The 14350-nt window shown below is 71.8% G+C and carries 12 protein-coding genes and 1 riboswitch; of the genes, 5 read left to right on the top strand and 7 right to left on the bottom strand.

All coding sequences use genetic code 11. The annotated features are described in order from the left end of the window. Positions 1-276 precede the first annotated feature (276 nt). On the bottom strand, positions 277-1251 hold the full coding sequence (gene add, locus F4562_RS30340) for an adenosine deaminase (protein WP_184539966.1): 975 nt from the start codon (positions 1249-1251) through the stop codon (positions 277-279). Positions 1252-1411: 160 nt separating this feature from the next. Continuing rightward, positions 1412-2365: a nucleoside hydrolase gene (locus tag F4562_RS30335; RefSeq protein WP_184539964.1), complete on the bottom strand. Its 954-nt coding sequence runs from the start codon at positions 2363-2365 to the stop codon at positions 1412-1414. A gap of 184 nt (positions 2366-2549) precedes the next feature. Between F4562_RS30335 and F4562_RS30330 the strand changes: the two genes are divergently transcribed. Together F4562_RS30330 and F4562_RS30325 are read left to right on the top strand one after the other, a co-directional pair. Continuing rightward, positions 2550-3551 (top strand): LacI family DNA-binding transcriptional regulator, encoded by a 1002-nt coding sequence (locus tag F4562_RS30330; protein ID WP_184539963.1) that lies wholly within the window; start codon positions 2550-2552, stop codon positions 3549-3551. A 185-nt stretch (positions 3552-3736) separates the two neighbouring features. Continuing rightward, positions 3737-4369, top strand: a complete 633-nt coding sequence (locus F4562_RS30325; protein WP_184539961.1) for a class I SAM-dependent methyltransferase — start codon at positions 3737-3739, stop codon at positions 4367-4369. A gap of 154 nt (positions 4370-4523) precedes the next feature. Here F4562_RS30325 and F4562_RS30320 read toward each other — a convergent pair whose 3' ends face one another. From F4562_RS30320 to F4562_RS36045, 4 genes are all read right to left on the bottom strand, one after another. Next, on the bottom strand, positions 4524-4805 hold the full coding sequence (locus tag F4562_RS30320) for a metal-sensitive transcriptional regulator (RefSeq protein ID WP_184539958.1): 282 nt from the start codon (positions 4803-4805) through the stop codon (positions 4524-4526). A 184-nt stretch (positions 4806-4989) separates the two neighbouring features. Beyond that, positions 4990-5964 (bottom strand): VldE C-terminal domain-containing protein, encoded by a 975-nt coding sequence (locus tag F4562_RS30315; RefSeq protein ID WP_311733892.1) that lies wholly within the window; start codon positions 5962-5964, stop codon positions 4990-4992. Between the two features lie 3 nt (positions 5965-5967). After that, positions 5968-6103, bottom strand: a riboswitch (cyclic di-AMP (ydaO/yuaA leader). 279 nt (positions 6104-6382) lie between these two features. After that, complete coding sequence (locus F4562_RS30310) at positions 6383-8044, bottom strand: SulP family inorganic anion transporter (protein ID WP_311733891.1); 1662 nt, start codon at positions 8042-8044, stop codon at positions 6383-6385. 344 nt (positions 8045-8388) lie between these two features. After that, positions 8389-9216, bottom strand: coding sequence for a glycoside hydrolase family 16 protein (locus F4562_RS36045; protein WP_311733890.1), 828 nt, complete (start codon positions 9214-9216; stop codon positions 8389-8391). A 407-nt stretch (positions 9217-9623) separates the two neighbouring features. On the opposite strand from F4562_RS36045, the gene F4562_RS30300 reads away from it, so the two are divergent. Further along, positions 9624-10052, top strand: a complete 429-nt coding sequence (locus F4562_RS30300) for a DNA-binding protein (protein WP_184539954.1) — start codon at positions 9624-9626, stop codon at positions 10050-10052. Between the two features lie 102 nt (positions 10053-10154). On the opposite strand, the gene F4562_RS30295 is transcribed toward F4562_RS30300, so the two are convergent. Next, on the bottom strand, positions 10155-11447 hold the full coding sequence (locus F4562_RS30295) for an MFS transporter (RefSeq protein ID WP_184539952.1): 1293 nt from the start codon (positions 11445-11447) through the stop codon (positions 10155-10157). A gap of 393 nt (positions 11448-11840) precedes the next feature. On the opposite strand from F4562_RS30295, the gene F4562_RS30290 reads away from it, so the two are divergent. Further along, positions 11841-12470, top strand: coding sequence for an acyl-CoA-like ligand-binding transcription factor (locus F4562_RS30290; RefSeq protein ID WP_311733889.1), 630 nt, complete (start codon positions 11841-11843; stop codon positions 12468-12470). A gap of 158 nt (positions 12471-12628) precedes the next feature. Beyond that, on the top strand, positions 12629-14215 hold the full coding sequence (locus F4562_RS30285) for an MDR family MFS transporter (RefSeq protein ID WP_184539950.1): 1587 nt from the start codon (positions 12629-12631) through the stop codon (positions 14213-14215). Positions 14216-14350 lie beyond the last annotated feature (135 nt).

The raw sequence follows: 14350 nt of genomic DNA, 5'->3' as shown, positions 1-14350 counted from the left end.
CTCGGCGTCATGGCCAGCCGGGGCCTGCGGCGGCGCACCGGCCGGTGGGGATCCCGTGGCCCAGGACGGCCTCCACCACGCTACGGGACGGTCGTCCGGCCACGTCGCGGTGGCGGGGAAACGCGCATCGGTCGGCATCCCGCTCTCTGCCTCCAGAGCGGGAGGCGGGTACTGGTCGGACATGCCGGGCAGAATATCCGGACCGATCACGGGTCCCCGGGGACGCCTGGCCCGGACCGGCCGCCGCCGGTGACGACCGCGTCCGGGGGCCGGTCGTCAGGCGGCGGTTTCCGGCGGGGAGTAGGCGAAGGCGGCCCGGGCTGCGTTGGCCTGGCAGCGGGCCTCCGTCTCGGAGGTCCAGCCGAAGCCGGCGCGCAGGGTCGCGAACTCCCGTTCCAGGGAGGTGTCCGAGGTCGTCCGCGCGTCGGTGCTGATGGTGACCTGGAGCCCGGCCGCCAGCAACCGGTCGGCCGGATGCTCACGCAGTCCCGGCACGGCTCCGGTCTGCACGTTGCTGATGGGGCACATCTCCAGTGCAACACGCTCGCGCCGCAGCCGGTCGACCAGGGCCCGGTCGGTCGCGCAGCGCACGCCGTGGCCGATGCGGTGGGCGCCGAGGACGTCCAGCGCCTCCCATACGCTCTCCGGCCCGGCGGCCTCACCCGCGTGCACGGTGCACGGCAGGCCCGCCGCGTGAGCGAGGTCGAAGGCGGCCCGGTGCGGGGTGCCCGGGAAACGTTCGTCGCCGGCCAGGTCGAGCCCCGCGACGTCGTGGCGGTGCCGCAGCGCGGTCTCGGCGACCGCCAGGCTCTCCTCGGGCGTCTGATGGCGCAGGCAGCACAGCAGCAGCCCGGTGCGCACTCCGGTCGCCTCGCGGCCGGCGGCCAGCCCTTCGGCCACCGCCCGCACCGCCTCGTCCTGCGTCATGCCGAGCCGGCCGTGCAGTTGGGGGGCGAAGCGCGCCTCCCCGTAGACCACGCCGTCGGCGAACCAGTCCTCGACCAGCTCGCGCGCCGCGCGACGCAGGGCGTCGGGTGTCTGCAGCACCTGCAGCGGGAAGTCGATGTAGGTGAGGAAACTGGTGAGGCTGCCGCAGTCGCGCGGAGCGACGACCAGCTGCTCCACCGGCGCGGTCAGGGGGATCCCCTGTTCACGGGCCAGTTCCTCGACGGTGCCCGGGCGTACCGAGGCGTCGAGATGACAGTGCAGTTCCACCCGGCGCGGGCGGACGGATCCAGCGACGTCAATCATGTAAGTCTCTCCAGGTTGATCCGGGCCACAGAGTCGGGGGCCGGGGCCGCAGCAGGCGCGGGGCCTGGCCGGGCCGCGGTGTCCGAGCGGGCCGCGGAAGCCGATCCGAGCGGGCCGTGGCGTCCGAGCCGGCCACGGAAGCCGATCCGGGCGGTGGGGGTCAGGCGGGCAGCGGAGTCCGGGCACAGGTGTCGAACAGCATCTTCTTGAAGCCGGTCTCGTCGACCCGGCGTACCAGGGTCACATTGGGTTCGGCGGCCGCTCGGCGACGGTCGACGATCATCTGCCCGCGGGTCTCGTCGCCGACGGCGATCTCGACGTGCGCCTGTTCGGACTCGGTGACCAGTTCGGGCCGCAGGGCCACGGCCATGGCCACGGGGTCGGGCAGGTCGTAGCCGGCCAGGCCGGTGACGTCACGTGCCCACTCGGCGACCGTGCGGTTGATGCGGTGGGCGAAGACGGCCATCGGCGTGCCCAGTCGTTCGAGGTGAAGCTGGTCCGCGGGCGTCATGACGGCGTCCTTGCGGGAGACGTCCCAGCCGATCCAGGTGACCCTGTCGGGTGTGGCGGCCTGCAGGACGACGCGGGCGGCCTCGGGGTCGGCCCACACGTTGAACTCCGCGGTGGCGGACACGTTGCCGCGGGCGTCGGCGGCTCCGGCCATGCAGTAGACGTGCCGGTAGCGGGTGAGGAGGTCCCGGTCCCGCACGAGGGCGGCGGCCAGGTTGGTGAGCGGCCCCAGGGTCACCAGGGTGAGCTCACCCGGGAGGTGGCGGGGGTAGGACAGCAGCACCTCCACGGCGTGCTCGGAGTGGGGCGTCCGCCACGGGTCGGGAAGCCCCACGTCGCCCATGCCGTCCTCGCCGTGCACGTGCTGGGCACTGGACGGCGACCGCAGCAACGGACGCTCGCAGCCGGGGTGCACGGGAACCTCGTCGGCCCCGGCGACCTGCAGTGAGATCAGCGCGTTGCGGGTGGCGAGCTCCAGGGGGACGTTGCCGGCCACCGTGGTGACGCCACGGACGTCGGCCAGGCCGCCGGCCGCGGCGAGCAGGAGCGCGACCGCGTCGTCCGACCCGGTATCGGTGTCGATGATCATCGGTATGGCGGGCATGGGAGGACTCCTTGGACGGGGTCTCCGGGTGTCCTCCGGCATGCGGAGGCCGGCGGAGGCACTCGGCGGGACCGTTCCGGCCGCCGCCCGAACGGTGCGGACGGCGCGCGGAAGCGCTGACGTTTCCATTATCTAATCGTTTAGATGAGAGAATGCAACCCTCCCCGACGAACGGAGTGGCGCGATGGCAGTGACGCTCGCGGACGTGGCCCGCCGAGCCGGCACCTCGACGGCCGTCGTCAGCTACGTCATGAACGACGGTCCCCGTCCGGTGGCGGCGGCCACCCGGGAGCGGGTGCTCGCCGCGGCGGCCGAACTCGGCTACCGCCCCAACCGCATCGCCCGCGCGCTGCGGGCCAGGGTCTCCGGCGTCGTCGGACTGGTGCTCGCCGACGCCTCCAACCCCTACTTCGCGGCCCTGGCCCGCCACATCGAGCAGGCCCTCGAATCACACGGCAAGCTCACTCTGCTGGGCAACGCGGGCTTCGACCCCGAGCGGCAGCGGCAGTTGGCGGAACGCTTCCTGGACGCCCAGGTCGACGGGCTGGCCGTCGTCTCCTCCGACGGCGGCCTGGACGTGGCCACCCGGGCCGCCGCGGCGGGGGTCCCCGCCGTCTACGTGCACCACCGCCCCGATCGCGCTCGCACGCCGCTGGTCGCCGCCGACAACGAGGCTTCCGTGCACGCCGCGGTCGAGCATCTGCGGTGGCACGGTCACCGGCGGATCGCCTTCCTGACCGGTCCCGACGATGTCGGTCCGGTGGGCGAGCGCCGGCGCGCGTGGCAGGAGGCCGTCGCCCCCCACGAACGCGAACCCCGGCTGCTGCGCTGCGACTTCTCGCGTGCCGCGGCGGCCGCCCTGGTGCAGCGCCTGGCCGCCGAAGACATGCTGCCGCGGGCCGTCATCGTCGCCACCGACGAACAGGCCATCGGGGTCCTCTCCGGTGCCTCGGCCGCCGGCCTGGCCGTGCCCGACCGGCTGGCCGTGATCAGCTGCGACGGCGCGCCGGAGAGCGCCTACACCGCCCCCTCCCTGACCGTCGTCGCACAGCCCCTGGAGGCCATGGCCCGATACGCGGTGGACCTGCTCTTCGACCGCGCCGCACCGCCGCCCGCGCTCCACGCACCCCTCATCCCGCGCCGCAGCTGCGGATGCGTCGTCCCCGCGGCCGGACCGCCCGGGTGAACGATCGGTGATCACTGCGGCGGCCGTCCCCTGTCGCCCGTCTTCCGTCCCCCGTCCTCTGTCGCCCGTCCCCGTCCCTGTCCCCGTCCCCGGAGCAAGGCCGGACGTCACCGGCGCCCGTGTCACGCACGCGGTAGGCCGTCCCCGATCCGGGGAAGACCCTCCTGACACGAGCGGAGGCGACGATGACGGGCACAGAGGTGAACCACCCGCTCTTCGCACGGTTCTACGCCCGCATCAGCCGGGTGGTGGAACGCGGCGGCCTGGCCGAGCGCCGGGAGGCGCTGCTGGCCGGGCTCAGCGGGAAGGTCGTCGAGGTGGGTGCCGGGAACGGGCTGACCTTCGCGCACTATCCTCCGACCGTCACCCGGGTGCTCGCGGTCGAGCCGGAACCGCGGCTGCGGCGGCTCGCCCGCGACAACGCCCACCGGGCCCTCGTCCCCGTCGACGTCGTCGGCGGTCTCGCCGACCGGCTTCCGGCGGAGGATGCGAGCTTCGACGCCGCGGTGATGTCGCTGGTGCTGTGCTCGCTTCCCGACCAGGCGTCGGCGTTGCGGGAGGTGCGACGGGTGCTCAGGCCCGGAGGAGAGCTGCGCTTCCTCGAACACGTCCTGGCCGACTCGCCCGGCATGATCCGCGTTCAGCGCCTGCTGGACGCCACGGTGTGGCCGCGCCTGTTCGGCGGGTGCCACACCGGCCGTGACACCGCGGCGGCGATCGCGAGAGCCGGGTTCACCGTCGAGCGGCTGGAGCGCTTCCTGCTGCCCCGGGTCCGCACGCCGCTGTCCTTCCTCATCCTCGGCGTGGCGCGCCGGTAGGAGCCGGTGAGAGACGAGCCCCGCCTCCGGCGCCTCCCGCCGGTGGGGAGACGCCCCCACCCTCGGACCTCCCGCCGGTGGCGGACGAGCCCCGTCCTCGGCGTGGCGTGCCGGCGGGCGACGGACGCGAAGGATCCCTCCGCAGCCCCAGCGGTCAGGAGCGGACGAGGCGGGCGATGGCGGCGGACGCCTCCCTGACCTTCTCCTCGGCTTCGGCGCCTCCCTTGGCGGTGGCCTCGGCCACGCAGTGCGCCATGTGCTCCTCCAGCAGGGAGAGGGCGAAGGACTGCAGGGCCCGGTTGACCGCCGACACCTGGGTGAGGATGTCGATGCAGTACTTGTCCTCCTCGACCATCCTCTGCAGGCCACGGGCCTGACCCTCGATCCGGCGCAGTCGCCGCAGGTGGTCCTTCTTGTTCTCGGCGTATCCGTGCATCGTTTCTCCTCACCTCGGCCTCTCCCGGCCAACACCCTACCCCTGAGGGGTATTCCGCCGGTGCGGGCCGGGTCTGCGGCGGCCACCGGTTCCCGTCGGGCCGACGGTCTCACGACATCGGATTCGGCGGAAGGCCCCGCGGCCCCGGCGTCGGCGGCCGGAGCCGCGGGGCGGCGGGCGTGCGTCAGTACATCGAGATGTGCGGGTGGTCGAAGTGGTTGGCGGTGACGCTGCCGCGGTCGGACATGGCGCGCCAGCCGGAGCCGTGGTTGATGCGCTGGCGCCAGATCACGTACTTGACGCCGAGCCGGTCCTTGTTCTTGATGGCCCAGGCGGCGATCTCGTCGCCGAGCTTGAGGTTGGCCGCCGAGGGCATCGCGCCGCCGGTGCTCATCATGAAGTCGCAGGCACGGCCCAGGGGGTGCTCGCCGCCGTCCTGCGTGGAGCGGTAGCAGCCGACCGTGTACGGCAGGTCGAAGCGGCGCATGACGGCGTCGCGCATGATCCGGGTCCGGTCGGTGATGTTCTCGGCGCCGGTGGGGCTCTGCGCGACCCAGGTGCCGTCGGCGCGGCGGCCGGAGCCGAGGGGTGCGATCAGGCCGAGCTTGCCCTTGATGTCGCCGACGGCCTCCTTGGCCTCGTCGCGCCGGGCCCGGGCCTCCTTCACCTCTTCCCGCGTCTCGCCGGTGAGCTGGACGGCCTTCTCTACGGCCTCCTTCCTGCGGTCGACACCCGCGGCGAGGTCCATCAGGTGGGCACCCTGCTCTGCGGCGAACCGCTCCATCACCGCGGTGCCGCCCAGATCGGGGGTGAACAGCACCGCGACGGTGCTCTGCGCGCCGCTCGGCTGCGAGGGCGGGGTCACGGCGGCGGCCTTCTCCCTGGCCTCCTCGTAGACGGTTTCGGCCTTCCGCAGATCCTTCCTGGCGACCGCTTCGGCCTGCTGCGCCTTCTTCAACTCCCCGCGCTTGGCGGCGTACGTCTCGGCGAGGCTGCCGACCTTCTCCTTGAACCTGGCCAGGTCGGCGCGGAGTTCGGTCTCGGCCGGCTTGGGGGCCGCGAGCACCGCGTCCGCGTGGCCGAGGGCGACCGCCGCGGCGGCGAGGGCGGCGAGGGCGGCGGTCGTCCGGTGACGGGACATGGGGGACGTGACAGTCACACGTTTTCCTCTCGTCTGCCGACCGGGTTAGCTGACGGGTTCGGGCTGGAGGAAGCCCGTCCACGGGTGTGGATTCACCCCGGGTGAGGTGGGTCCCCGGTTCCCGGGCGAGGCGCCCGGGATTAGGCATATCGGCTGTTACAGCCGAGGCAGAACGGAGCTTAGTGGTAAATAACCGGTCATGTGAACCCAATCCACCATAAAACAGTGATCGACTCGCGATTGACTACATAACCCCACAAAACGGACTATGCTCGCCGGGGTGCCTTCCCTCCAGGCGTCGCCCGGCCGGTTGAGGCGGGATCGGCGGGCCGTCGGAGGGTGATCAGGCCACACTCCACACGTCCGGCGTGGACTCACGGCGGCGTCCGACACGCTTCCCGCGGTCACGCGCGTTCACGGTCACGCGCGTTCACGGTCACGCGGCGGAAGCGGTGAGCAGGCGACGGGCGTGGGCGATCGCGGCCGGGGTGTCGGGGAAGATCAGGCCGTCGCGGCGCAGGTGGCCGGCGACGCCGAGGGTGACCAGCACCTGGTCATGCCGGGGACGGACCCCCGAGAGCAGGACGACGATGCCTCGGCGCTCCAGCCGGGTGATGGCGTCGCCGAGCACCTGAGCGCCCGTGGCGTCGAGGGTCGAGACCCGGGACATGCGCAGGATCACGACTCGGACGTCGGCCACCTCGGACAGCTCCAGCAGGAAACGATGGGCGGCGGCGAAGAACAGCGGGCCGTCGAACCGGTAGGCGACGATGTGCTCGGCCAGCAGCCGCCGTTCTTCCGCGTCGTGGTCACCGGTCTCCAGCGGCACCTGCTCCAGTTGCGCCGTACGGGCGACCGCGCGCAGGGCCAGCACGACCGCCACGCCGACGCCCACCGCGACCGCGGTCACCAGGTCGAAGACGACGGTGACGGTGAAGGTGAGCAGGAGTACGAGGCCGTCGGAACGGGTGGACCGGGCGATGGCGCGCAGCGAGCCGACCTCGACCATGCGGACGGTGGTGGCGATCAGCACCCCGGCCAGCGCGGCCAGCGGGATCCGGCCCACCAGCCCGCCGGCCGTGAACACGATGACGGCGAGGATGACGGCGTGGGAGAGCGCGGCCAGCCGGGAGCGTGCGCCGGCCCGGACGTTGACCGCCGTGCGGGCGATCGCCGCCGTGGCCGGGACGCCACCGAACAGTGGGACGACGAGGTTGGCGATCCCCTGCCCGAACAGCTCCCGGTCGGGGTCGTGCCTCTCACCCACGCTCATCGCGTCGGCCACGGTGGCGCACAGCAGGCTCTCCAGCGCGGCCAGCGCCGCGACGGCGAGGGCGGGCGGCAGCAGTGCGGTCAGGGTGGCCGGGTCGGCGAAGGCCAGGGACGGCGCGGGCAGCCCGGCCGGGATCGCGCCGATCGTGGCCACGTCCAGCGGGGCGACGGCGGCCACCGCGGTGGCCCCCACCACAGCGACCAGGGAGAACGGGATCGCCGGCCGCACCCTCGCGCCGACGAGGATCAAGGCGGTCACGGCCAGCGTCATGATCAGGGGTACCGGACGGGGGTCGGCGACGTAGCGGCCGAAGGCGTCCGCGGCCGTCTGCCACACCTTCTCCCCCGGCGTGCCTTCCACCCCCAGCGCGGCGGGTATCTGCTGGAGCGCGATGACGACCGCGATCCCCGCGGTGAACCCCTCCACGACCGGCGTGGGCAGGTAGCCGGCGAGACGGCCGGCCCTGACAGCGGCCAGCGCGATCAGGATCAGTCCGGCCAGCAGCCCGACCGTCAGGACGCCCCCGACGCCGTGCCTGTGCACGATCGGCACCAGCACGACGGTCATCGCACCGGTCGGCCCGGACACCTGCAGGTTACTGCCACCGAAGATCGCGGCCAGCGCCCCGGCGACGATCGCGGTGACCAGTCCGGCCTGGGCTCCCAGGCCCGAGCTGACTCCGAAGGCCAGGGCCAGCGGCAAGGCGACGACCGCGACGACGAGACCGGCCACCAGGTCCCTGCCGGGGTCGCGGCGCGCGGGCCCCCAGTCGGAGCGGGCCGGAAGCAACCGCGGCAGGCGCCGCGGGATGGTGGTGGCGCTCACGCCTCGCCCTCCCCACTGTGAGCGGTGAGGGTGGTCTCGGCCTGGGGCGGCGGGACGGGCATGACGGACTCGGCTTCAGGCGGGGGCAGGACGTTTCCATCATGTACTAAATTGAAGAATTATGCAATTTACAATGATTGATCGACGGTGACGGGGGAACAGCGTGCCCGCCTCCCGGGAGAAGGCCGTCGCGACCCTCGACGGGCCGTTCGCGGCGCACTCCGTCCTCCGGGTGAGGGCGTCCGGCCGGAGGTCCACGATTCGCGAGCCGCCGGGGCCGGGGCATCGGCCGCGTTCCACCTCGCCCGGCCCCGCCGGACGGCCCGCGACCGCCCGGCGACCGCTCAGACCGCGGGACGGTCGACCGGCCGGTAGCCCCTGACGTAGTCGACCGTGAACCGCTTGGGATAGGGAAGCTCCCGCTCCCCCGGCCCGACCGGCTCGGGGAACTCGTAGATGTTGAGCATCAGCTGCATGGGATAGGCCGGTGACTGACGGACCGTCCTGACATGGCGGCCGTCGACGAGGAACGCGACGTGATCGGGGGTCCACTCGGCGGCGTACACGTGGAAGTCGCGGGCGTCGACGGGGACGGTCTCCACCGTGAAGTCGTCGGCGATCGACGGGTCACCGAAGGGATGGACGCCCATGCCGATCCGCGCGGCGTCCGGCCGGACGTCACGCCCGAAGATCTCGCAGACGCAGATCTCGGCCGACCGCTCGGGCTCGTCCTCGTAACCGATCATCCACAGCGCGACCATGGACCGCGGGTCGTCGGTCGCCCTGGCCCGCATCTCGACCAGGCCGTATCGGGGGGTGTAGAGCCTGACGTTCGGCTGTTTCTCGCGGACGACCTCACGGGGGTCGCGTCCGTGCTGCCCGACGGAGCTGCCCACCGGCCCGGCGAAGACGCCGGTCTGCAGGGACGAGACCCGCAGCCCTCCGTGGAGTTCGGGATGCCACGGGGGCTGGTCCTCCTCGATCAGCAGGTGCAGGTGGCCGCCGTCGAGCCGGTACCGGGCCGCGGAGGCGGCGCGGCCGTTCCACTGGGGCAGGTAGTAGGGGACCCAGCGGGTCTCGTCGAGACGGTCGCCGTCGAACGTGTCCTCGAACTCGAGCTCGTAACCGGCTTTGGTGACCGGGTCGGGCCGGTCGCCGACGGTCTCTGTCACTGCCTGCCTCTCGAACTGCGGAAAGGTACGGAACGGGCGGCGAGGTGTCGTCGCCGGACGCATTCCTCGAAGCCGGGACGACGGTAGCCGCTCCCCTTCCGAGGTGTCCAACCGGCCCCGGCACGCCCGATCGGCCTGCGGATCGTCACTCCGGCCACCATGTGGCGCCGTCACCACGCCAGGGTCTCCGCCGACGAGCCCGGCTTCGGGGGCGTCCGGGCGCTGACCGGCGAGCGGAGAGGACCCGTCTCCACCGGCCCGGGAGGCAGACCGAATACGCCGCGGAGAGGCGTCGGCGCCGGTCAGCACCTTGGCGAGAGGTGGGCTTCCACCTCGGGCCCACTGTCTTCACGGTTCGTTTTGAACGAAAAGTTGAAAACGAAGCGTTTTGAAGCCATGATTCATCCATGCCTGACATGGATCCCTTCACCCGCCCCGACCCGGCCGCACAACGCGCGGGACGCACCTACGCCGCCCTGATGCGCCTCGCCGACCGGCACGCGGACACTCCCGGACGCCGGGCCCGGCAGGTCCATCCCTCGATCCCCTCGCCGCACGAGGTGGTGCGGCTGGTCGCCGTCATGGCGGGGGGCTCGGTCCCCGCCGAGGCAGGCGAGCCGGAGATCGACACCACCGATCTGATCGCGGCGTTGACCCTCCTGCCGCAGGCACGCGCGGAACTCGACGCGACGGAACTCGGCCTGCTGAAGATCGCGCGTGGCCGCGGGATGACCTGGCAGGACATCGCGTTCAGCCTCGGGCTGAGCACGCCGCAAGCCGCCCGGCAGCGGTGCGAGCGCCTGGAGGCGCGCTCCGACCAGGACCCGGCAGATTGAGAAGCAGGGCTCCCGGTCGTGCGGCTGCGCAGCGCCGCCGGCGGATCAATGGGCACGCCGCCGGTGGATCAGGGGCACCGGGTGTCCACGCCGGACACCGGGTCACGACCCCTCCGCGGGCATGTCCCGCATTCCGCGCAGCGGCGAGAACAGCACGAACAGCGCGGCGCTCCAGACACCCAGCACGCAGATCCACAGAGCGGTGCGCAGCCCCAGCCAACTGCCGAGCAGGCCGCCGAAGAGGGCTCCGAACGGAATGACACCGAGGCATATCCACATGAAGGCCGCGTTGACCCGGCCGAGCAGGTGGGACGGGGTGATGTGCTGCTGGTAGGAGTTGGCCGCGATGTTGTAGAGGCCGGCGTTCGCCGCGAAGGCGGCCAGGCCCAGGCCGTACAGCAGCAGCCCCCGGCCCTGCCCGGCGAGGGGCATGAGCAGGTAGAGAGGGCCGGGGACCGTCATGGCCACCCAGATGACGCGCGCGGCGCCGATCCACGCCGACAGCCTGGCCGCCACCGCGCCGGCGGCCACTCCGCCGACGGCGCTGACGCTGAAGACCAGGCCGACGCCGACGGAGGAGGCGTGCAGCTCGCGCACCAGGAAGGTGACCTCGATCGAGTTCTTGGCGATGACGAAGAAGTTGGAGGTCGTCGTGCACGCCAGGATGGCCCGCAGGACCGGTCGGCTACCGATGAAGGTGAGCCCTTGGGTCATCTCGGCGCGCACCGAGGTCCGTTCGAAGGTTCTTTCCCGCGCGGTCCCGCCGGATCTCTCCTGCGGAAGCCGGATCAGCCACAGTGTCAGGGCACTGACCAGGAAGGTAAGCCCGTTGGCGAGGAAGGTCTTCGCGGTGCCGATCAGGTCGATCAGCGCGCCGCCGACGGCGGGTCCGGCCAGTTCGGCGGAGTCCTGCCCCATCGCGAGCTTCGCGTTGGCGTCGACGAGTCGCTCCGGCCGGACCAGCCGCGGCAGGACACTCTTGTAGGCCACGTTGAACAGGACGGTGAACACACCGCAGACGCCGACGACCACGTAGAGGTACCAGAGCGTCAGCCATCCGGCGAATCCGGCCGGCGGCAGCGACAGCATCAGCGCCATCCGCACCACATCGCACAGGATCATCAGCTTCCGCAGATCCACTCGATCGACGATCATCCCGGCGGGCAGGGAGAACAGCAGGTACGGCAGCCAGGTCAGGAAGGTCAACAGGGCGATCTCGAAGACGTCGGCCTTGAGGGTGGACGCCGCGAGCAGCGGCACCGCGACGCCGGAAACCCGGAAGCCCAGCTCTCCGACGGTTTGTCCGCCCAGCAGGAGCAGGAAGTCGCGGCTGCGCAGCAGCGGCGCGGAGCCGGCCCTTTCACCTTCCAGGGGCGCGGGCTCTGGCCGGGTCATCCGGGGAAGACCTCCGCGTGCATGTCCTCAAGCCGACGACGCGCCGACGAGCCGAGCCGGCGATTCCCGGAGAGTGGCCGGGCCCACACCGCCGACGGTTCTCGTTCCGAATCTCCCCGAACCCCTGGCGTGAGAGTGCCGGCCGCGCTGCTGGTGATCTTCACGCCGCGAGGATACGGGCGGCGGGAGATGCCGGTCCACGGTTCATCGCCGTCAGCTCATGGCGGCTCCACGCCGCCGCGGCGGTCCGCCTCACCGCTTCACGGGTCGCCGTGGCCGATGGATGCGCGACCGCCCGGCAGAAACGCTTTCTTCAGCACCGCTGATGTGACTTATCCCACTTCACATACTGAAATGTTACACAGTATGAAATTTCCGCCCTATCATGATTCAGTGATCATCGTGGACAGCAGTGAGACGCTCGGCCGGAGGGACCGCAAGAAGCTCGAAACCCGGGCGGCCCTGGAGCGTGCCGCCCTCACGCTGGTCGCCGAACGCGGTCTCGCCGGCGTCACGGTCGAGGACATCGCCGCGGCGGTGGACGTCTCCTCCCGGACGTTCTTCAACTACTTCCCGTCCAAGGAGGACGCCCTCCTCGGCACCCACCCGACGGCGGGGACCGAGCTCCGGGAGAGGCTGGCCGCCGTGCCCGCCGGCGTCCCCTCGCTTGAGGTGTTGCGCCTGGTGCTGCGGGAGGAGGCCGAGCGCATCCAGGAGCGGCGCGAGCAGTGGCTGCTCCGGCTGAGCGTGTTCGAGCGGAATCCGTCGTTGCTGCCACGGCTGATCGCCGGTGGGGCGGAGACCGAGCACATCGTCAGGACCTTCCTGGCCGAGCGGATCGGCACCGGCCCGGCCGCCGACGGTCACGCCCAGCTCGTCGCCGCCGTGGCCCTCGCGGCCTACCGCGCGGCGGTGCTGCGCTGGAGCGTCGCGCACGGTGACCCGGCATTGCCCGACGTGGTCGACGACGTCTTCTCCCGGCTGACCGCCGGGCTTCCCGACCCCGGGCCGCTGCCCGCCTGAGCCCGGACCGCCGCCTTCACCGCCCGCGCGAGACCTTCCCGGGTCTCCCCACACAAGACCTTCTTGGCCGTCTCCCCGTAAGAACCGCCCCGGTGTCCCGCCGGATCTCCATGCCGCCCGGAACGCCGTGCCGGCCCGCCCGAGAAACCAGAGGAAGAATGACAACCACCAGCGCGCAGCCCGAAGCAGCGGCGGCGCCCTCCCCCACCTCCCGCCGGAAGGTCCTGCAGGCGATGTCCGGGCTGATGGTGGGCATGTTCGTGTCCATCCTGGCCTCGACCGTCGTGGCCAACGCCCTGCCGCGCATCATCACAGAGCTGGGCGGTTCACAGACGGTCTACACCTGGATCGTCACCTCCGAGCTGCTGGCCATGACCGCCACCGTCCCGCTCTGGGGCAAGCTGGCCGACCTCTACAGCAAGAAACTGCTGATCCAGCTGTCGCTGGGGCTGTTCGTGGTGGGATCGCTCATCGCGGGTCTCACCCCGAATGTGGAGATCCTCATCGTCAGCCGCGTCGTCCAGGGCATCGGCGCGGGCGGCATGAGCGCGCTGGCCATGGTGGTGATGGCGGCCATGATCCCGCCGCGTGAGCTCGGCCGCTACTCCGGCGTCTTCGGCGCCGTGTTCGGCGTCGGCACCATCGCCGGGCCGCTCATCGGCGGCCTGCTCGTCGACACCTCCTGGCTCGGCTGGCGCTGGTGCTTCCTGATCGGCGTGCCGTTCAGCATCGTGGCCATCGTCCTGCTGCAGCGCACGCTCAACCTGCCGGTCGTGCGCAAGGAGGTCAAGGTCGACTACCTCGGCGCCTTCCTGATCACGCTGGGCGTCTGCACGCTGCTGGTGTGGTCGTCGCTGGCGGGCCAGCAGTTCGAGTGGGCCTCCTGGTGGACCGCGGGCCTGGTGACCGGCGGCCTGGTCACCCTGGCGCTGGCGGTCTGGGTGGAGTCGCGGGCGCCCGAGCCGATCATCCCGCTCTCCCTGTTCCGCAACCGCACGGTCACCCTGGCCACCGTGGCCAGCGTGCTGGTCGGCGTGGCGATGTTCGGCGGCACGGTGTTCCTGTCGCAGTACTTCCAGATCGCGCTCGGCAAGACGCCGACCGTCGCGGGCCTGATGAGCCTGCCGATGGTGTTCGGCCTGCTGGTCTCCTCCACCATCGCGGGCCAGCTCATCACCAAGTGGGGCCGCTGGAAGGGCTTCCTGGTGGCCGGTGGCGTCGTCATGCTCGCCGGGATGGGCCTGCTGTCGACCATCGACGCGCAGACCGGCACGCTGCTGCTGTCGGTGTACATGGCGGTGCTCGGCATCGGCGTCGGCATGCTCATGCAGAACCTGGTGCTGGCGGCGCAGAACGACGTGCCCGCGCACGACCTGGGCGTCACCACCTCGACGCTGACCTTCTTCCGCAGCATGGGCGGCGCGGTCGGCGTCAGTGCCCTCGGCGCGGTGCTCGCCAACCGGATCACCACGCTGATGACGGAGAAGCTCGGCCCGCTGGCGGCGGGCGCCCCGAGTGCGGCCGGTGCGGACAGCCATTCCGTCCCCGACATCTCCAAGCTGCCGCCCCCCGTGGTCAGCGCCATCCAGGACGTGTACGCCACGGCCACCGCAGAGTTGTTCCTCGTCGGCGTGCCGCTGACCGTGTTCGCCCTGGTGGCGGTGCTGTTCATCAAGGAGAAGCCGCTCAACACGCTGTCGGGTGAGGAGCGGCTGGCGCAGGAGCGGATGACGGCGGCTCACTGACCCGACGATCGGCCGTGGTTCACCGACCCGGCGGCCGGCCGTGGTTCACGGCCCGGTGATCCGCTCTCCGGCGGGTCCGCCCCTCCTTGAAGGGGCGGACCCGCCGTTCGCCCCGGATTCTCCGGCGATTTTTCT

Origin of the sequence: Streptosporangium becharense, from assembly GCF_014204985.1 — a bacterium.
Classification (GTDB): domain Bacteria; phylum Actinomycetota; class Actinomycetes; order Streptosporangiales; family Streptosporangiaceae; genus Streptosporangium; species Streptosporangium becharense.
This window is presented reverse-complemented; position numbering and strand designations above follow the sequence as displayed.

What these genes read in the sequence shown, in the direction of transcription:
- F4562_RS30320 (WP_184539958.1), bottom strand. Translation starts at nt 4,805, where the DNA reads ATGCACGGATACGCCGAGAACAAGAAGGACCACCTGCGGCGACTGCGC.
- F4562_RS30325 (WP_184539961.1), top strand. Translation starts at nt 3,737, where the DNA reads ATGACGGGCACAGAGGTGAACCACCCGCTCTTCGCACGGTTCTACGCC.
- F4562_RS30285 (WP_184539950.1), top strand. Translation starts at nt 12,629, where the DNA reads ATGACAACCACCAGCGCGCAGCCCGAAGCAGCGGCGGCGCCCTCCCCC.
- F4562_RS30300 (WP_184539954.1), top strand. Translation starts at nt 9,624, where the DNA reads ATGCCTGACATGGATCCCTTCACCCGCCCCGACCCGGCCGCACAACGC.
- F4562_RS30330 (WP_184539963.1), top strand. Translation starts at nt 2,550, where the DNA reads ATGGCAGTGACGCTCGCGGACGTGGCCCGCCGAGCCGGCACCTCGACG.
- add (WP_184539966.1), bottom strand. Translation starts at nt 1,251, where the DNA reads ATGATTGACGTCGCTGGATCCGTCCGCCCGCGCCGGGTGGAACTGCAC.
- F4562_RS30295 (WP_184539952.1), bottom strand. Translation starts at nt 11,447, where the DNA reads ATGACCCGGCCAGAGCCCGCGCCCCTGGAAGGTGAAAGGGCCGGCTCC.
- F4562_RS30335 (WP_184539964.1), bottom strand. Translation starts at nt 2,365, where the DNA reads ATGCCCGCCATACCGATGATCATCGACACCGATACCGGGTCGGACGAC.